We start from the raw sequence: 19,149 nt of genomic DNA on the forward strand, positions 1-19,149 counted from the left end.
CGTGTTTCTTTGCTTGCCGGCGCGTAGGCTGATTTATCCCACGCTTTGTCGATGCCGATGTTTCGCGCCACATTAGTACTGTCGGCTGACGACAGCGGGATGTGGCGGAAGATATCGGCGTTCAGCATGCGAAGGCCGTGAAGCTTTGTTATCGGATATGCGTAACAGCTTTAAGCGACTCGATAGCGGTGCGCTTATCTCAGTAACGCGATCACGTTCACAACAAAAGGCGACAAATTTAGATGTAAGTCTTGCAAAACCGAACTGAAACGCATATATTTCATGTAAATCTGATATCGTCGCCATAGCTTCGTAGGTCGACAAAGAATTAACAGCCTCGCCATCTTGCGGGGCTTTTTTATTTGCGGTACGCCGCACACAGAACCCACTACCTGGGACCCTTCGGCCAGAGAGCCGACATTGCCTTACCCTCATCTTCCCGGCCTGTCGCCGGGTTTTTTATTCCAGGCCCCGGGAACCATCATCGACACGCCTACTTTTTAAATCGTCCCGAGGGCCTGAACCAACTACACACGGAATAAATATGTCTGAGACCTTCACTATCGTAGGCGTTGGTCTTACATCGTCATCAGTCGGTGTAACCTTTGCCACGCTGTTTCCGGAGGCGACTCCAGCAGTGATGCTCGGATCACTCGCCGGAACGGCGCTATACGTTCTGACCTCAGATCCCCATCAACTCTGGAAGCAGGCTATCTTTGCGCTGATATCGTTTATCAGTGGCGTGTTCTTCTCCGTCCCCATGGCGAAAATCATGGCCGGAATCATCAACACGCCGTTAAGCCTGATGAAGCCACCGGCCAGCATTGAGGTATCGCCCGCTGTCGGTGCAATTGTCACTGCTTCCATTTCCGTGGCAGTCCTGCTGCGTATTCTCCGCAAATCCAAAAGCGGGAAGATGCCGGGGCTGGGGGAGGAAGATAAATGACATGGCAGCTTCTTCTTATGGATGCAAACGCCATAGTTTGCCTGTTAATCATGGTCAGGCTGATGTTTTTCCGGAAAGAGGGAAAGCGTCATCGCCTGAGTGTCGCGGTGCTGGCCTATCCCTAACATTCAGCTCAACATATGGAACGGAGACACTGTGCAGCTCCCGTCGCGCTATCTCATTGCGACGGTGGAGGAACTGGACAGTCAGCTATGGACAGTCAACAGCATCAAACCGAACACAGATAACACGGTATCTCTGACCGTCGCGGAATACAGCGACGCCATCTACGAATAAGAACCTTCCCCGACCAACCAGACCTGGCCACCGCGCCGGGTTTTTTTATGGAATCAATATGGCTACGACACCAACAAACCTGCCTGTCCCAAGCGAATCACCGCGCGATCTGAAGTTTAACGCCGGGAAAATTGACGAGTTTGTTACCTCGATGGGATGGACTTACACTGACCGTTTCGGCAATAAGCATTATACGATCGAGGGCCTGCGCTGGCTGGCACAGCAGGCAATATCAGCTTTTGGCTATATAACTCTGGATAGCTTCGAAGACGGTAATAACCTTACGCTTCCTAACCAGGTTTTGCGCCTTGAAGCTACCGGGGAATATTACCGATGGGATGGTGCTCTTCCTAAATCAGTACCTGCCGGCTCCACGCCACTAACTACAGGCGGTATCGGCCCTGGGGCATGGTTAAGTGTTGGTGATGCGGTACTGCGGACGCAAATATCAGACCCTGACGGCGCAAATAAATATCCTGAGTTACAGATTTCCCGCTGGCGTGACGATTTAGATGTGCGCGGATGGGGAGTATTCCCTGATGGAACTGACGTTACTGCAAAACTGTGTGCAGCTTTAGATTATGCTAACGGGGATTATTCCAAACTTATTCAGTATGGCCAGCAAAGGAAGGAATTACATATCCCGCCTGGCGATTATGTCGTTGACATGACGAAGCTAACAGGCATTCATGCGTCTGCTGGTCGCTTTGTGATCCGCTGTAACGTTGATTGTGTTGGCCGAATCCCTAACGGGGATTTCCTTGTGGCGCATGTTAAATCACTCAAGATTAGCGGTCTTTCTTGTAAGTCGTTAACCATTAGAGGGTTTCAATATTGTGTATTTGAAAATATTGACTCGACTGGTGATATTACATCTTATGGTTCGCAAACATTTACATTACCGGGGCTTGTCAATTGGGGCGGTGGATCATATTGGAACAAATTCACCAGAATCAGGACTGGCACAACATCCGGTGGTGGTAAATTCATAATCGATATTTCGGACTCGTCTGTTAACCAAAATATCGTAGAGCAATTAGCAGGCGGTGGGTTAGTAATCACGGGGAGTGGTTCCGGACCGAGCTTTAGTTATGAAGGGAATTCAAATACATTTGTAGGCCTCGATACATCAGGGACTCCAAATTACGTTATAGATAACAACAGCACACCAGCCCAGCGCAATACGATCATCGGTCTCTATGGCGAAATTAACGGGAACGGGATGGTAAGGGGGCCTTGGACAATTCTTGGTGCCAGAGCGCAATATAGTAGCTGGGTATCAACCATTGACCATATGTCACACCTAATCGGCACCGATGCTACAGCAGATAACCAGGGGGGGGATACCTTAAGCGCATCAGTTAACAACCTCTGCCCATCTGGCGACTGGTCATTACTTGATGGTGTTCTTGGCGCTCCAGTTGACTATCAGCTACAAGTAGTACCAGCAGAGGCATTGGTTAAAACTGATGTAATTGAGCCTTCTGGTGTTGGAAGAGCATTTGGTGTGAATGCTGCAAGCGCCCAATGTAAGATAGTGGTTAACCTGACCAGGGCTAACACAGATTTTATCAGGGGAGCATTCTATTGGTGGGGCGATGCTCCATTACAGATCGCATTGGAGGCACAAGATAATTCAAATCAGATTTTCTTTCAGCCAAACAAATACTTTGGAATGAACCATGGTGGCTGGAGGCTTTACAGAATATCTGCCCCTACAAACGACTGGACCAAGGCATACCGTTTGGCAATCACAATATCATCTGGGAAGTCAGGATTCATAGGTGGTTCAATTTTTAGTTGTTATCAGGCCTCCCTTCTCCCTACTTTTTGTGGATGGAGGCATGTAAAAGTTCTGTCATCGGGTAAGCCAACAATCACTAACACTTCAGGTTTCGTAAATGGTATCCAGGCTCACAGAACCTCAACGCCATCATACCCTGGAGACCCATCTGTAATGTGGATCTGGAACGGAACCACTTGGCTTACAGTGAATGCTTCTGCATAAAAAAGGGTGGCCTAGCCACCCTCTATGCTAAATACTTATTTTAACATCTGTATATCTTTCTTGACCTTTAAATAAACCGAATTCGATCCATTCGATATCACCTTTATCAATGTTTGCCCCTGTTAAAAAACCACCATCAAAGTTCATTGAGTCAGGGTAGAAATCGAAATTTTGTACCTTATCTTTCCCTTTGTATTTGACGTGTAGAAAAATCTTCAGAGCACCATCTTTTGGCAAGGTAATATTTCTGTTAGTCTCGAATGCAATACGCCCATCATTTGTAATATAAACGATCTTAACATCCGCTTGGCGTGGAATTATGTTTTTGTTTACAACTATCTTTTTTCCGCTAAATACAATCGAGTAGTCCAGTTTCGCCATATCCCTTTCAATTGAAAGCACCCCATAGTACTTTCCATAAGACCACTTGTTATGGTAAGGATCAAACTTGTCTCCACTCTTGGCAAGTTTAGAGAAATAGAAATCAGGTATCCTCAACTCCCTTTTCCCTTGCGAGATTTGCTTGTCGATTAAATACTTTCTAACCTCTGACTGATGGAAGGTTTCTTTGTAAGATTCATACATCCAAAGGTATTGAGGTATAAAATACAATATAACCAAAGCAAATAATGAGCATGTCAAATATTTTTGAGTTAAAGTGAAAAAAGAATCCTTTAATAAAAAAGATACAGCAATCAAAACAAGAATTAAAGTGCCATTTGCCGCCCTGGGAGGATAGGAAGGTGCTGCAAACATAATTAAGGATGTGGATAATGCCGCAAATAAGAATATCAATGCTAATGTTGTCGATTTCTTATTTGTCTTTTCGCTCAAGAGATTTATTAATGCGATAATTGTGAAAGCCAGAAATAAAGGCCACATGATGGAAATGACATCGGGTATCCTGGAGTATAAATGCTCAACTAGCCTTTCAATTAAAGGTTTAGAGTACCAGGCGCTAAAAGATTTGGCTCTTTCATAATTTCCTGGAGCGGCAATTAATGCGATGAATCCCGCTAAAGACAATAAGGTATAAATAAGCCCTCTATGGCGTAAAGATCTAATTATATACGCATTATATAAATAATAAATGCCAGAGAGAATAACAACTACCGCGCCAGTATTTTCGTTTGAGCACCCAGCCATCACTGCGAGAATGGAGGTTAAATAGATGTTATATCTTTTTATTACGCACAATAAGTATGCGCAAATGAACATGTTTGTCCAAAGATAATTCGCTGAACCAACAATCCAGAAAGTGGTTTGCCCTAAATTTGTATTGCTTACCCAGTAAAGCATAAAAATAATTAATATTTTTATGCAATCGAATTTATTTATCTCTCCTGCTGAAGAACCAATAAGAAATATTAAATAAACACTTGAAGTCAATGCTAGTGAATTTGCTATTGCTCTATAAAATTCAGGAATGGAAAGCATCGCTGTGCTGACATAATCAGCCACTATTCTGCCACTCCAGCTCTCATAGTGCTTTAAGTGCTCAGAAATACTTAATCCCTTTAACGCGTAAAGATAATCATCTGAATGCATGGGTGTATGCATGCAAATGCTAAGAGTAATAAAAAATATTACTAACAAAGATAATGCATGTAAAAAATAACTATTTATTCTAGGCATTACTTATTATCCTTCAAAATATAACGAGGGCGCTGCTTCACCTCGACATAAATTCTTCCGATGTATTCACCCAGGACGCCGATGCCGATCAACTGGATGCCTCCAAGAAACAAGATAGAAACCAGTAAAGATGGATACCCACGCACGGCGTTACCGAATGCAATCGTGTCAAATATCATCCATGCACCATAAAGAAAGGCTGCACCGGCAACGAACAAGCCGATATAAGTCCACATGCGCAGCGGGAAGGTGGAGAAGCTTGTGATCCCCTCAAGTGCCAGGTTCCATAGCTTCCAGCCGTTGAATTTCGTGCTGCCGGCAACGCGTTCTGCGCGGGCATATTCAACAACATCGGTCCGGCCACCAACCCAGCTCAGCACGCCCTTCATGAAGAGATTTCGTTCTGGCATGAGTTTAATGTTTTCCACTACTTCGCGAGACATGAGCCGGAAGTCGCCGACGTTCTCTTCTATCTGCGGGTTGCTGATTTTGTTGTGAAGCTTATAAAACCACTCAGCAGATTTACGCTTAAGCCGGCTGTCAGTGGAGCGGTCAGAGCGCTTAGCCAGCACCATATCTGCGCCGGACTGCCATTTCTCTATCAGGTGAGGAATAACTTCAATAGGGTCTTGCAGGTCAACATCAATCGGGATAATCGCTTCACCAGTTGCGTGGTCAAGGCCGGCGAAAAGAGCTGGCTCTTTACCAAAGTTTCGAGTGAACGACAGTGGAACCACAAGCGGATCGGCAACAGAAAGAGCATTAATAATTGATTCTGTAGCATCTTTGCTGCCGTCATTGATGAAGACTATCTCTACTTCATGCTGCTGAAGCCCTTCAAATTCCCGAACAGTTTTATAAAAAATAGGTATCGCGTCTTCTTCGTTAAAGACGGGAACTACCAGAGAAATTTTCATTTCGCATCCCTAAAGACAATGAACTTTGAATAAATAAAACCGCACACCAGACTGATGGCGGAGAAGAGAATGAGAGTCACGATCGGCGCCATGCCGGACTTATCGGCAGCCCAACCAACAGCTGCGCTTAAGGATCCCATAAACCCAACATACAGCATGTAGCGCATCGTGGTTGTCGAAGACTTAAACGTGAACCTGGCGTTTGCAAAGAAGCTGAATGACACCGCCACGACGAACCCGGCGAAGTTGCCAAGTGCCTGACCTGTGTGAAATGCATATATGCAAATAGCGAACACAACCCAATGAATGAGCGTGTTGATAACACCTATTGATGTGTACTTGGCGAATAACTTTAACATTATAGAAATCAGTGAATTCGGAAAGGTCTGAAGTTTAGCATCACTGTCCAACTTGATCGACTCTCATATTTGACGCTACTGTATATAAACACAGTTGTTTTGGGAGGGGCCATGGAGGCAAAAGCTCAGCGATACAGGCTTGAACAGTTAAGTGGCGTTAATCGCTACTCATGCCTGGTTGAAACGTCAGGTGGCTACGCGCTTTTTCAGACCGATCTTCCGCCATGCAACGGAACGAGCGTGCTGGTGCATGCGTTTGGCCAACTACAATTCGCGGTCGTTATGGGCGGTGCGCTCATCACCGAAGACGGTGAAAGCGTAGAGGGAGATGCTTTAGATGAAGTCGAAGTCATGGGAGTTGTAACCTTTTTTATCAATGGCGCTGCGGCGTTCACAGACGACAATCCGGTGATGTGATGTTTGCCCTTGTCGATGTGAACTCATTTTATGCCAGTTGCGAGACGGTATTCAGACCAGACCTGCGCGGGCGGCCTGTTGTCGTTCTGTCCAATAATGACGGTTGCGTAATCGCACGTAGCGCAGAAGCAAAGGCTGCCGGGATCGCGATGGGTGAGCCGTTCTTCAAGCAGAAGGAGTTGTTCCGGCGCGCTGGTGTTGTTTGCTTCAGCAGCAACTACGAGCTCTATGCAGACATGTCCAGCCGGGTAATGACCACGCTGGAAGAAATGAGCCCGCGCGTGGAAATTTACAGCATAGACGAAGCCTTTTGCGATCTGACCGGCGTAAGAAACTGCCGGGACCTGACTGAATTTGGGAAAGAGATCCGCGCGACTATTTTACAGCGGACACATCTTACAGTCGGCGTCGGCATAGCGCAGACCAAGACGCTGGCTAAGCTGGCTAACCATGCTGCGAAAAAATGGCAGCGGCAGACGGGCGGCGTGGTCGATCTCTCAAACGTCGACCGGCAGCGAAGGCTACTGGCGCTTGTTCCTGTGGAGGATGTCTGGGGCGTTGGTCGTCGCATCAGCAAAAAGCTGAACGCCATGGGCATCAAAACAGCACTGGACCTCTCAGAGCAGAGCACGTGGATTATCCGTAAACACTTTAACGTTGTGCTGGAGCGAACTGTGCGGGAGCTGCGGGGCGAGCCATGCCTGGATCTGGAAGAGTTCGCGCCGGTGAAGCAGGAAATTGTATGCAGCCGATCGTTTGGCGAACGCATTACAGACTATGAGCAGATGCGGCAGGCTATTTGCAGCTATGCGGCCCGTGGAGCTGAAAAGCTACGTGGTGAGCATCAGTACTGCCGTTTTATCTCCGCTTTCGTCAAGACCTCTCCATTTGCCCTTAATGAGCCGTATTACGGAAACAGCGCATCGGTAAGGCTGCTCACGCCAACTCAGGACAGCAGAGACATCATCAACGCCGCGGTAAAGTGTCTGGACAAAATATGGAAGGACGGTCACCGGTACCAGAAAGCGGGTGTCATGCTGGGCGACTTCTTCAGCCAGGGCGTGGCCCAACTAAACCTGTTCGATGACAGTGCTCCCCGAGCTGGTAGTGAGAAGTTAATGGAAGTACTGGATCACCTGAATGCAAAGGACGGAAAGGGCACGCTCTATTTTGCCGGGCAGGGCATACAGCAACAGTGGCAGATGAAGCGTGAAATGCTTTCTCCACGCTACACCACCCGGTATTCAGATCTTCCAGTGGTCAAGTGACGGGCTCTATAAGTTCTGGCCCCTGGTTCTTCACATTGCCTACGGCGCGCGTAACGGCATGCCAGATAAACTTGTCGGAGGGGACTGTCCCGTCGGCTATTATCTCCTCAGCTTCTTTCCCACCTACATCTTGACGCATCCATTCCCTTGCAGCTTCCGGCGACAGAACCAGTGGCCGACGGTCATGAATATCGACCAGTCCTTTGTCAGCAGCAGATGTCACGATCAGGAAGCCCTCTGCCTCATCGCCGCGTTCAAATGGCCTGCTGCCGATCGCTGCCATGAATATGGGCTGGCCGTCTGCCCGGTGAATGAAGTAGGGTTGTTTCTTGTCACCTTCCTTTTTCCATTCGAACCATCCATCGGCAAAGCAGATCGCCCGGCCATGCTGCCACAGAGGTTTAAACATTCTGCTGGTGGCCGCAGTTTCTACACGGGCGTTAATCAAAGGCGCTTTATCCCACCACCCGGGCGCGTAGGACCACAGAACCGGATCGAGATGTAACTGCTCATCGCGTTCGCTCAGTAGCAGCACTTTGGTTCCTGGCGCCACGTTGTACCGGCCAATAGGTTCCGGGTCATATGCAATGTCGCGGTCGCCTTCATCGGCAAGATATGCCAGATAGTCTTCACGTGTTTGTGCTTGTGCAAAACGTCCACACATAGAAACCTCCAGTCAGTCAGACTGAAAGTATAGGGCAGGGAGAAAAAGTAGCGCGCGCTGGTTAAGTCTTACAATCGGATCGGTGGGGATTATGCTGATGTTATGGGAGGGCGTAAAGCTGCGTGTTACGAAACTGGAAGGAGCTACGCAAAGTTGGGGGATCGGGAAATTACATAGCGATGTCTGGTGGCATGGATATGCATTCTCTGTGTCATAGATGTGTCATGCATGGATGTATCACAAGAAAACGAGAAAGCAGGTAACGACACGTAATGACACAAATGCGTAGCGAGCGCGGAAAAACTAATGATATTACAGTGCGTTAAATAGTACTCTACGTTCTTCTAAGCCGTAGGTCGTAGGTTCGAATCCTACAGGGCGTGCCATTAAATTTCACAGATTGCCGCCTGCGCGACGTCCTGCTGATTTTCTCCATGAAACACCCCTCGCGAAAGTAGCGTTAACGCACATTTTTCACAGCACAATTGACTGTTATAACAGTATTTTTCTTACCCTATGGCAATTTTGCTATTCCTCTACCATGCTCATATCACCTCACTCTTACTCGTGGGGCTTTTCGTAGTTGCTGATTAATCTCAAGGAAAAAGGTTATGAAAAAAACGACTGCTATTTTGATGGGCACTGCATTTCTGTTTACCACCAATACCTTTGCGGCTGAACTGCTGACGAAAAACGAGTTTGAGAAAGTGGAATCACAGTATGAAAAAATCGGTACGGTTAGCACTTCCAATGAAGTCTCGGTAGACGACGCGAAAAAAGAGCTGATCGAGAAAGCCGATAAAGAAGGTGCTGATGTTCTGGTGCTGACTTCCGGTAATACCAACAACAAAATTCACGGTACCGCCGATATTTTCAAGAAAAAATAATGCCTTAGCAACCACCCCTGTTTCGGGGTGGTTGCGCGCCATACCTCCCGCCAGCCTTGTTTCTTGTCTCTTCTCGCTCAGAGATGTCCGTTGACACTTGATTACGCATTCATAATGCGTATAGTTCTCATTTGCATTTCTTTTAATAACTTTTAAGGCCCGACAACGGGTCATTTTTGCGCGCACGTTAAGAGCTCATTATGAACAACACCACAATGCACAAAACGCTGCTGGCGATTGCCATCGGCGCGGTTACACACTCCGCTTTTGCGGCGGATGAGAAAAAAGAGGACACCATCGTGGTCCAGTCCACGGCGGGGAGTGATTTCAAACCCGGTGGTGACCAGCTGCTTCCAGCCTTCCTCGACGGCCAGGTGGCGAACGGCGGGCGCATGGGTATGCTCGGTCAGCAGAACGCCATGGACGTGCCGTTCAACATCATCAGCTACACCTCGAAGCTGGTGGAAGATCAGCAGGCAAAAACCATTGCTGACGTGGTTGCCAACGACGCGGGCGTGCAATTTGTTCAGGGTTACGGCAACAGCGCGGAAACCTTCCGCATTCGCGGCCTGAAGTTTGACGGCGACGATATGACCTTTGGCGGATTGTCCGGGGTGCTGCCGCGTCAGGTGGTGGATGCCCAGATGGTTGACCGTATCGAGATTTTCAAAGGGGCCAACTCCCTGATGAACGGCGCCGCAAGCTCCGGCGTGGGCGGGATGATCAACCTTGAGCCCAAACACGCGGGCGACACCCCGCAGGCGAAAGTGGGCGTTGACTACACCTCGGATTCCCAGATTGGCACCACGCTGGATGCGGGTCGTCGCTTTGGCGATAACGACCAGTTTGGCGCGCGCGTGAACCTCGTGCATCGCGAAGGGGAAACCGGCGTGCCGAACGACCGCCGCCGCACCACGCTGCTCTCCACCGGCCTGGATTACAAAGGCGACCGCTTCCGCACCTCGCTGGACATGGGCTACCAGAAAAAAACCTTCCACGGCAGCCCAACCAGCGTCAACATCTCGGCGGTGGACTTTGTGCCTGAGCCGCCGAAGAACGATCGCAACTTCTCGCAGAAGTGGGCCTACAGCGATATCGAAAACGAGTTCGGGATGTGGCGCAGCGAGTATGACATCACCGATAGCTGGACGGCATATACCGGTCTCGGCGCGCAGCACGCGCACGAAGAAGGGATCTACAGCGCGCCGAAGCTCCTCGATAAGAGCGGTAATGCGACGGTCAGCCGCCTTGATACCAACCGCATCAGCGATTCCGTCAGCGGCATGGCGGGCATTCGCGGTAACTTCACTACCGGCTTCGTCTCGCACAAGGTGAACGTCGGGTATTCGGCGATGACCAAAAACGAAAAAATCGCGTGGAAAATGTCGGCCGCGGCGGATAATCCGACCACCAACATCTACCACAACACCGGCGTGGCTATGCCGGACAGCAGCAACTTCAGCGGCTCTGGCGGCAAATACAGCGATCCGCTGACCAGCGGGCGCACCCGCACGCAGGGCTGGCTGCTGAGTGATACCCTGGGCGTGCTGGATGACAAGCTGCTGTTCACCGCAGGCGCACGTCATCAGAAAGTTGTCATCCGCGGGTACAACAAAATCACCGGCGCGGAAAACGACGCGGACGGTTTCGACGGCAGCCGCTGGATGCCAACCTACGGCGTAGTCTATAAACCGTGGGAGGAAATTTCCCTCTACGCCAACCACACCGAGGCGTTACAGCCCGGTGAAACTGCGCCTCGCTCAGCAAACAACTACGGCCAGAGTACCGGTATCGTGCACTCTAAGCAGAACGAAGTGGGCGTAAAGGCGGACTTTGGCCGCGTGGGCGGCTCCCTGGCGCTGTTTGAGATCAAAATGCCGTCGGCGATCCTTGACGACAGCGGTCACTACGGCCTGGATGCAGAACAACGTAACCGCGGCGTGGAGCTGAACGTCTTCGGCGAGCCAATGCTTGGGATGCGTCTGAATGCCAGCGCCACCTGGTTGCAGGCCGAGCTGACCAAAACCAAAAACGGCGTCAATCAGGGCAACGATGCGATCGGTATTCCGAGCTTCTACGCCGTGCTGGGCGCAGAGTACGATATCAAGCCGATTGAAGGCCTGACGGCGACCGCGCGCGTTAACCACTCCGGCACGCAGTATGCCGATCTTGCGAACACCAAAAAGCTGGACAGCTACACCACGCTGGATCTGGGCATGCGCTATCGCTTCGCGGTGAACCACAATGAAAACCAGATGACCGTGCGGGCAGGCATCGACAACGTGACCAACGAGAACTACTGGTCAAGCGTGGACGATTCCGGTACTTACATCACTCAGGGCGAGCCTCGTACCTTTAAGGTCTCGGTTGGCTACGAGTTCTAAGCGTTCCACCTCGTTATCCGGGGCAGGGACGCCCCAATCCCTTCGTTGTCGTGTTATAAAATTGTAATAAAAGCTTCTTACACTGGTCGCCACATCCTTACCTCTTGGCCAATGACAGGAAGCCGCTATGGGCAGACCCCTCAAATCCGTATTTAAAAAAGAACATCGCGACGATATCAGTAACCGCAGCGCTAACCCGGTATTCTCCGAGGTTGCAGAGGTGTTCCTCTCCCGCCGCCGTTTTCTCCAGATGGGGGCCGTAGCGGGGGCCGCCGTATCATTCCCGTATCTGATCACACCCGAAAATGCCATTGCCGCGGTATCGAAGTCTTCCGCGCTGGCAAAAGCGGTTTCCCTGGGCTTTACCAGCATCGACGTCTCCACGGAAGACACGGTCAGGGTGCCAGAAGGCTATATTGCCCGCCCGTTCTATCGCTGGGGTGATCCGACGGGAATCAAAGACAACATGCCGGCATTTAAGCCGGACGCCAGCAATACCACAGACGAACAGGCTGTGCAGGCGGGTATGCACCACGATGGCATGGCGTGGTTTAGCCTGCCGCAGGGGGCGCAAAACCCGGAACATGGCCTGCTGGCGCTGAACCATGAATACATCGATAACGGGATGCTGTTTACCGACGGTACGGCGAACTGGAGCCTCGATAAAGCCCGCAAGGGGCAGAACGCGATGGGCGTGTCGGTGGTGGAAGTGAAAAAAACGGGCAGCGGCTGGGAGGTGGTGCGTCCGTCTTCCTTCGCCCGGCGAATTACCGTCAATACGCCGATGCAGCTTACCGGCCCGGCGCGGCATCAGGATTTAATGAAAACCGCCGCCGATCCGCAGGGGGAACGCGTTCTGGGCACCATGCAGAACTGCGCCAACGGCCACACGCCTTGGGGCACCTATCTCACCTGCGAGGAGAACTGGTCGGACATTTTTGTGAAAAAAGCCGATCTCAATCCGCTGGAAAAACGCTACGGCATCAGCGACAGCGATGAGTCCTATCGCTGGAACGAGGTGGATGAGCGGTTCAGCGTCGATAAAACCCCTAACGAACCCAACCGTTTCGGCTGGGTGGTGGAGATCGATCCCTACAACCCGACCTCCACCCCGCGCAAGCACACCGCGCTGGGCCGCTTCAAGCATGAGGGGGCCGCCGTCACGCTCGCCGCCGATAATCGCGTGGTGGTCTACATGGGCGACGACCAGAAGTTTGAGTACATCTATAAGTTTGTCTCCGACAAAAAATACGATCCCGCGAACCGGGAAGCCAATATGCAGCTGCTGACGTCCGGCACGCTGTACGTTGCCAGGTTCAACCAGGACGGAAGCGGCGACTGGCTGCCGCTGATCTTCGGGCAAAATGGCCTGGATAAAAGCAACGGGTTTGAAAGCCAGGGCGATCTGCTGATCAAAACCCGCCTGGCGGCCGACGCGGTGGGGGCAACGAAAATGGATCGTCCCGAGTGGATTGCCGTCGATCCGCACGCCAGCGGCAGCGTCTACTGTACGCTCACCAACAACAGCGATCGCGGTAAAGAGGGGAAGGCACCGGTCGATGCCGCTAACCCGCGCGCCAACAACGTGTTTGGTCACATCATGCACTGGCACGAAGAGGGTGCCGATCCTGCCGCCGCACGCTTTAAGTGGGATATTCTGGTTATGGCCGGGCGTACCGACGGCGACGATCCGAAGGCCAAAGGCTCCATGCAGGGCGCGGCATTCGGCAGCCCGGATGGTTTGTCGTTCGATCACCGGGGCGTCCTGTGGATCCAGACCGACGTCTCCTCCAGCACCATCAATAAGAAAGCGTACGAGGGGATGGGCAATAACCAGATGGTCGCCACCATTCCGGGCACCAACGAGTATCGCCGTTTTCTGACCGGGCCGCGCGGATGTGAAATCACCGGCATTGCGTTTACGCCGGACAACCGCACGCTGTTTATCAACATTCAGCATCCGGGGGAGGGCGGGGATGATATTACCGACCCGGCCAATCCGCGCGCTGTTTCCAACTGGCCAGACGCCAGCCCGAACGGGCGTCCGCGATCGTCAACGGTGGTGATTACCAAAGCGGACGGCGGGATCATCGGGTCGTGACGTTTATCCGCCGGGCGCATGCGCTGGCCCGGCGTTAAGCTTGCTACCACCAGCATGAAGTGTTAAAACGTGCCCCTTCTAAAAAAGAGACAGGGGTAGGGCGTGAAAGACGCGTCATCCGCTTCAGGCCATGGTAGCGCTGAAGCTTCGTCGGATAAGAGTCCGACGCTGCAACGTGGTTTGCAAAATCGACATATTCAGTTAATTGCCCTTGGCGGCGCGATCGGTACCGGGCTGTTTCTCGGTATCGGCCCCGCCATTCAAATGGCTGGCCCGGCGGTTCTGCTGGGTTACGCTATCGCCGGGATTATCGCCTTCCTGATCATGCGCCAGCTCGGCGAGATGGTCGTTGAAGAGCCGGTGTCCGGCTCCTTCGCACACTTTGCCTATAAATACTGGGGGCCGTTCGCAGGTTTCCTCTCCGGCTGGAACTACTGGGTGATGTTCGTGCTGGTGGGCATGGCAGAGCTGACCGCCGCCGGCATCTATATGCAGTACTGGCTCCCGGACGTGCCGACGTGGATTTGGGCCGCGGCCTTCTTCATCATCATTAACGCCGTTAACCTTGTGAACGTGCGCCTGTATGGCGAGACCGAGTTCTGGTTTGCGCTGATCAAGGTGCTGGCGATTATTGGCATGATCGGCTTTGGCCTGTGGCTGCTGTTCTCCGGTCACGGCGGCGAGCGTGCAAGCATCGACAACCTGTGGCAGCACGGCGGCTTTCTGGCGACCGGCTGGAAAGGGCTGATCCTGTCGCTGGCGGTCATTATGTTCTCCTTCGGCGGGCTGGAGCTGATTGGCATCACCGCGGCTGAAGCGCGCGATCCGCACAAAAGCATTCCGAAAGCGGTCAACCAGGTGGTGTACCGTATCCTGCTGTTCTATATCGGCTCGCTGGTGGTGCTGCTGGCGCTCTATCCGTGGGTAGAAGTGAAATCTGACAGTAGCCCGTTCGTGATGATCTTCCACGATTTGAACAGCAACGTGGTGGCTTCGGCGCTCAACTTCGTTATTCTCGTGGCGTCATTGTCGGTTTACAACAGCGGGGTTTACTCCAACAGCCGCATGCTGTTTGGCCTCTCCGTACAGGGCAACGCGCCGAAGTTCCTCACCCGCGTCAGCCGTCGCGGCGTGCCGATCAATTCGCTGTTCCTTTCTGGCGCTATCACCTCGCTGGTGGTGCTGATTAACTATCTGCTGCCGAAAGAGGCGTTTGGCCTGCTGATGGCGCTGGTTGTCGCCACGCTGCTGCTGAACTGGATCATGATCTGCCTGGCGCACCTTCGCTTCCGCGCGGCGATGCGACGCAAGGGGCGCGAGACGCAGTTTAAAGCGCTGCTCTATCCGGCGGGGAACTACCTCTGTATCGCCTTCCTCGGCCTGATTCTGGTGCTGATGTGCACCATGGATGAGATGCGCCTGTCAGCGATGCTGCTGCCGGTGTGGGTGGTGTTCCTGTTTATCGCGTTTAAGCTTTCACGCAAAAAGTAGCGCGGTTTTCTCCCTCTCCCTGTGGGAGAGGGCCGGGGTGAGGGCACCAGACCGCACCAAACCAGACCGCACCCGCCTTCACGCCCGGTGGCGCTGCGCTTACCGGGCCTACATGTTCGGGGACGTTATTTAGTAGGCCGGGTAAGGCGCAGCCGTCACCCGGCACCTCCCCTTCACCTTTATCGTGACTCCCCTCCCAATTCTGTTTTGATCCAGAGGATCTTTGTTTTGTAATCGATTACTTTTCATTTGAACTAATTTGTAATCGATTACTTTTTCCGGGTGAGGCTTATCATGGTGTCAACTGAGAGTAGTGAAAAGGCGATAACGCAGCACCGGCTGCTGGTGCCGCGTCTGTCGCTGATGATGTTTCTGCAATTTTTTATCTGGGGTAGCTGGTCGGTCACGCTTGGCCTGGTGATGACCCGGCACAACATGTCTTTGCTGATTGGCGACGCGTTCTCTGCCGGACCCATCGCTTCCATTCTTTCGCCGTTCGTGCTCGGGATGCTGGTGGACCGCTTCTTCGCCTCGCAGAAGGTGATGGCGGTGATGCACCTCGCGGGCGCGGCGATCCTCTGGTTCGTGCCGGGGGCGCTGATTGCTGAGAACGGCGCGCTGCTGATTGGCCTGCTGTTTGGCTACACGCTCTGCTATATGCCGACGCTGGCGCTGACCAACAACATTGCGTTTCACAGTCTGGCGAACGTGGATAAAACCTTCCCGGTAGTGCGCGTGTTCGGCACCATCGGCTGGATCGCGGCGGGCATTTTCATCGGCGTCACCGGCGTGGCGTCCAGCGTCACCATCTTCCAGGTGGCGGCGGTCAGCTCCGTGTTGCTGGCGATCTACAGCCTGACGCTGCCGCACACGCCCGCCCCGGCGAAAGGCCTGCCGGTAAAGGTGCGGGATCTCTTCTGCGCGGACGCCTTCGCGCTGCTCAAAACCCGCCACTTCTTCGTTTTCTCCGTCTGCGCGATGCTGATCTCCGTCCCGCTCGGCACCTATTACGCCTACACCGCCTCGTATCTGGCGGATGCCGGCATTGCCGACGTCAGCACCGCCATGTCCTTCGGGCAGATGTCTGAGATCGTCTTCATGCTGGTTATTCCTCTGCTGTTCCGCCGCCTGGGCGTGAAATATATGCTGCTGATCGGCATGCTGGCGTGGTTTGTACGTTATGCCATGTTCGCGCTGGGCGTCAGCGAGGAGGGGCGCATTCTGCTGTATCTCGGCATTCTGCTCCACGGCGTCTGCTACGATTTCTTCTTTGTCGTTGGCTTTATCTACACCGACCGCGTGGCGGGCGAAAAGGTCAAAGGCCAGGCGCAGAGCATGATCGTGATGTTCACCTACGGCATCGGCATGCTGCTCGGCTCGCAGATTTCCGGCGCGCTCTACAACCGTCTGGTGGCAGGGCAGACCGTGCCGCAGGCGTGGGTCACATTCTGGTGGATCCCGGCGGTGGCTGCCGCGGCGATCGCGCTGATTTTCCTTCTCACGTTTAAGTATGACGATGACAAGGCGTAACGTTCAGGAGGTGGTATGAGGACAATGAAAGGACCGGGCATTTTTCTGTCGCAGTTTATTGGCGGGGAAGCGCCCTTCAACACGCTCGACGGGCTGGCAGGATGGGCGGCGGGGAAGGGTTACAAAGCGGTGCAGATCCCCTGCAACCATCCGCATATTTTTGATGTGGAGAAAGCCGCAGAGAGTCAGGCCTACTGCGACGACATCACCGCCAGGCTGGCCGCGCATGGGCTGGTCATCAGCGAGCTGTCGACCCATCTGGAAGGGCAGCTTGTTGCGGTAAACCCGGTTTACAGCGAGGCGTTTGACCACTTCGCCCCTGCTTCCGTGCGGGGTAACGAGGCGGCGCGTCAGGCGTGGGCGACGGAAAAGCTGAAGCAGGCGGCGGTCGCCTCGGCCCGATTAGGCCTGAAAGCACACGCCACCTTCTCCGGATCGCTGGCCTGGCCGTTTTTCTACCCGTGGCCGCCGCACAACGAGCAGCGTTTTCAGGATGCATTCGGGGAGCTGGCAGCCCGCTGGCGGCCGATTCTGGATACCTTCGACGAGCAGGGCGTGGACGTCTGCTTTGAGCTGCATCCGGGGGAAGATCTGCACGACGGCGTCACCTTCGAGCGTTTTCTGGCGCTGGTCGATAACCATCCGCGCTGTAATATTCTCTACGATCCAAGCCATATGCTGCTCCAGCAGATGGACTATCTGACCTTTATTGATATCTACCATGCGCGCATTAAAGCGTTCCACGTGAAGGACGCCGAGTTCCGCCCCAGCGGGCGCAGCGGCGTCTACGGCGGTTACCAGCCGTGGATCAACCGCGCCGGACGCTTCCGCTCGCCCGGCGACGGACAGATCGACTTTAAGGGCATTTTCAGCAAGCTGACCCAGTACGACTACGACGGCTGGGCGGTGCTGGAGTGGGAGTGCTGCCTGAAGGATGGCGATACCGGCGCGAGTGAGGGCAGTGAATTTATCCGCCGTCATATCATCCCGGTTTCCGGACGGGCGTTTGATGATTTCGCCGCAGGGGGCAGCCATGATTAACGTCGGGATTATCGGCAGCGGGTTTATTGGCCCGGCGCATATCGAGGCGCTCAGGCGTCTCGGGTTTGTGCAGGTGGTCGCGCTCTGTGACGGCTCGCTCGTTAAGTCGCAGGAAAAGGCGCACCAGCTCAATGTGCCGCACGCCTGTGCCAGCGTGGAGGAACTGCTCGCGCTCCCTAATCTGCACGCGGTGCACAACTGCACGCCGAACCACCTGCACGCGGAGATTAACTGCCAGATCCTGCGTGCGGGCAAGCACGTGTTTTCCGAAAAGCCGCTGTGCATGACGCCGGACGAGGCGCGCGAGCTGGTGACGCTGGCGGAGCAGGCAGGCGTGGTGCATGGCGTGAGTTTTGTCTATCGCCAGTTTGCGATGGTGCGCCAGGCGGCGAGCATGATGCGTGCGGGCAGCCTCGGGCGGCTGTTTGCTTCGCACGGCAGCTATTTACAGGACTGGATGCTGCTGGAAACCGACTACAACTGGCGGGTGGATGCCGCGCTCGGCGGCGCGTCGCGGGCGGTGGCGGATATCGGCTCCCACTGGTGCGATACGGTACAGTATGTGACCGGCAGGCGTATTACCGGGGTGATGGCTGATTTATCCACCGTCTGGCCAACGCGCAAGGCCAGCGCGGGCGGTCATCAGACCTTCTCCCATGACGAGCAGGCGGAGTATGAAGACAAACCGGTCACCACCGAAGACTTTGGCTCGGTGCTGTTCCGCTTTGACGACGGCAGCAAGGGCAGCTTTAGCGTCTCGCAGGTGAGCGCGGGGCGAAAAAATCGCCTGACCTTTGAAATTAACGGCAGTGAGCAGTCGGTGGCGTGGGATCAGGAAATCCCGCAGCAGCTGTGGGTCGGCCATCGCGCCAGGGCAAACCAGATACTCTGCGACGATCCGGGCCTGATGAACCGTGACGTGGCCGACAGCGCCCACTTCCCCGGCGGGCACATTGAAGGCTGGCCGGATGCCTTTAAAAATATGATGGCGCAGTTTTACCGTGCCGTGCAGGCGGGCGCGATGCCGGATAATCCGCAGTTTGCCACCTTCCAGGATGGCACCTGTGTGATGTATATCATTGATGCGATTATGAAAAGTCATCAGCAGCAGCGCTGGGTGCGCGTGGAATACTGACGCATTGCCCGGTTCGCCGGGCAATCAATTTATGGTAGCCTGCACAAAACGCTAACCGCAGGATGTATC

At 53.3% G+C, this 19,149-nt stretch carries 16 protein-coding genes and 2 pseudogenes; 14 read left to right on the forward strand and 4 right to left on the reverse strand.

What is annotated here, in order from left to right; all coding sequences use genetic code 11:
- Window positions 1–157: 157 nt before the first annotated feature.
- The 5 genes and pseudogenes from ACOTWU_RS00005 to ACOTWU_RS00025 all read left to right on the forward strand — a co-directional run.
- Window positions 158–268, forward strand: a pseudogene (locus ACOTWU_RS00005) (antiterminator); the annotation flags it as partial.
- Between the two features lie 276 nt (window positions 269–544).
- Complete coding sequence (locus ACOTWU_RS00010) at window positions 545–946, forward strand: putative holin (protein ID WP_001514183.1); 402 nt, start codon at window positions 545–547, stop codon at window positions 944–946.
- A 62-nt stretch (window positions 947–1,008) separates the two neighbouring features.
- A complete protein-coding gene (locus ACOTWU_RS00015) occupies window positions 1,009–1,071 on the forward strand; it encodes a hypothetical protein (RefSeq protein ID WP_232964279.1) in 63 nt (20 codons plus the stop codon).
- Window positions 1,064–1,243: pseudogene (locus ACOTWU_RS00020) on the forward strand (hypothetical protein); the annotation flags it as partial. The gene ACOTWU_RS00015 and the pseudogene ACOTWU_RS00020, both read left to right, overlap by 8 nt.
- Before the next feature lie 58 nt (window positions 1,244–1,301).
- A complete protein-coding gene (locus ACOTWU_RS00025; RefSeq protein WP_252049328.1) occupies window positions 1,302–3,251 on the forward strand; it encodes a hypothetical protein in 1,950 nt (649 codons plus the stop codon).
- Window positions 3,252–3,278: 27 nt separating this feature from the next.
- On the opposite strand, the gene ACOTWU_RS00030 is transcribed toward ACOTWU_RS00025, so the two are convergent.
- Genes ACOTWU_RS00030 through ACOTWU_RS00040 form a run of 3 tightly spaced genes read right to left on the reverse strand, consistent with a single transcriptional unit; the run spans window position 3,279 to window position 6,162 of the window.
- The gene (locus ACOTWU_RS00030; RefSeq protein ID WP_058672765.1) at window positions 3,279–4,886 is read right to left on the reverse strand and encodes a DUF6056 family protein; all 1,608 of its coding nucleotides are present in this window, start codon (window positions 4,884–4,886) and stop codon (window positions 3,279–3,281) included.
- Entirely contained in the window at window positions 4,886–5,803 is a 918-nt protein-coding gene (locus tag ACOTWU_RS00035) for a glycosyltransferase family 2 protein (protein WP_063859155.1), read from the reverse strand. The genes ACOTWU_RS00030 and ACOTWU_RS00035 overlap by 1 nt, the downstream gene beginning before the upstream one ends.
- Window positions 5,800–6,162, reverse strand: coding sequence for a GtrA family protein (locus tag ACOTWU_RS00040; protein WP_032648602.1), 363 nt, complete (start codon window positions 6,160–6,162; stop codon window positions 5,800–5,802). Before ACOTWU_RS00040 ends, ACOTWU_RS00035 begins: the two co-directional genes overlap by 4 nt.
- A 111-nt stretch (window positions 6,163–6,273) precedes the next feature.
- Here ACOTWU_RS00040 and ACOTWU_RS00045 point away from each other — a divergent pair, with 111 nt between their 5' ends.
- Together ACOTWU_RS00045 and ACOTWU_RS00050 are read left to right on the forward strand one after the other, a co-directional pair.
- On the forward strand, window positions 6,274–6,579 hold the full coding sequence (locus ACOTWU_RS00045; RefSeq protein WP_252049326.1) for a hypothetical protein: 306 nt from the start codon (window positions 6,274–6,276) through the stop codon (window positions 6,577–6,579).
- The gene (locus tag ACOTWU_RS00050; protein ID WP_126499135.1) at window positions 6,579–7,847 is read left to right on the forward strand and encodes a Y-family DNA polymerase; all 1,269 of its coding nucleotides are present in this window, start codon (window positions 6,579–6,581) and stop codon (window positions 7,845–7,847) included. The genes ACOTWU_RS00045 and ACOTWU_RS00050 overlap by 1 nt, the downstream gene beginning before the upstream one ends.
- Here ACOTWU_RS00050 and ACOTWU_RS00055 read toward each other — a convergent pair.
- Window positions 7,840–8,511, reverse strand: coding sequence for an SOS response-associated peptidase (locus ACOTWU_RS00055; protein WP_126499136.1), 672 nt, complete (start codon window positions 8,509–8,511; stop codon window positions 7,840–7,842). The genes ACOTWU_RS00050 and ACOTWU_RS00055 overlap by 8 nt on opposite strands.
- A gap of 611 nt (window positions 8,512–9,122) precedes the next feature.
- Here ACOTWU_RS00055 and yahO point away from each other — a divergent pair.
- The 7 genes from yahO (at window position 9,123) to ACOTWU_RS00090 (ending at window position 19,080) form a co-directional block, all read left to right on the forward strand.
- Entirely contained in the window at window positions 9,123–9,398 is a 276-nt protein-coding gene (yahO, locus tag ACOTWU_RS00060) for a DUF1471 family periplasmic protein YahO (protein WP_017382562.1), read from the forward strand.
- Between the two features lie 200 nt (window positions 9,399–9,598).
- On the forward strand, window positions 9,599–11,782 hold the full coding sequence (locus ACOTWU_RS00065) for a TonB-dependent receptor (RefSeq protein WP_126499138.1): 2,184 nt from the start codon (window positions 9,599–9,601) through the stop codon (window positions 11,780–11,782).
- 127 nt (window positions 11,783–11,909) lie between these two features.
- Window positions 11,910–13,883 carry a PhoX family protein gene (locus tag ACOTWU_RS00070; RefSeq protein WP_126499139.1) on the forward strand — a complete coding sequence of 658 codons (1,974 nt, stop codon included), beginning with the start codon at window positions 11,910–11,912 and terminating at the stop codon, window positions 13,881–13,883.
- Window positions 13,884–13,985: 102 nt separating this feature from the next.
- Window positions 13,986–15,374: a phenylalanine transporter gene (gene pheP, locus ACOTWU_RS00075; RefSeq protein WP_047746732.1), complete on the forward strand. Its 1,389-nt coding sequence runs from the start codon at window positions 13,986–13,988 to the stop codon at window positions 15,372–15,374.
- Between the two features lie 294 nt (window positions 15,375–15,668).
- Window positions 15,669–16,904, forward strand: a complete 1,236-nt coding sequence (locus ACOTWU_RS00080; protein WP_015571216.1) for an MFS transporter — start codon at window positions 15,669–15,671, stop codon at window positions 16,902–16,904.
- Window positions 16,905–16,919: 15 nt separating this feature from the next.
- Window positions 16,920–17,945, forward strand: coding sequence for a sugar phosphate isomerase/epimerase family protein (locus ACOTWU_RS00085; RefSeq protein WP_017382558.1), 1,026 nt, complete (start codon window positions 16,920–16,922; stop codon window positions 17,943–17,945).
- Window positions 17,938–19,080 (forward strand): Gfo/Idh/MocA family protein, encoded by a 1,143-nt coding sequence (locus tag ACOTWU_RS00090; protein ID WP_126499140.1) that lies wholly within the window; start codon window positions 17,938–17,940, stop codon window positions 19,078–19,080. Before ACOTWU_RS00085 ends, ACOTWU_RS00090 begins: the two co-directional genes overlap by 8 nt.
- Window positions 19,081–19,149: the final 69 nt, after the last annotated feature.

This window comes from Enterobacter cloacae complex sp. GYL001 (assembly GCF_049237125.1).
GTDB lineage: Bacteria > Pseudomonadota > Gammaproteobacteria > Enterobacterales > Enterobacteriaceae > Enterobacter > Enterobacter hormaechei_C.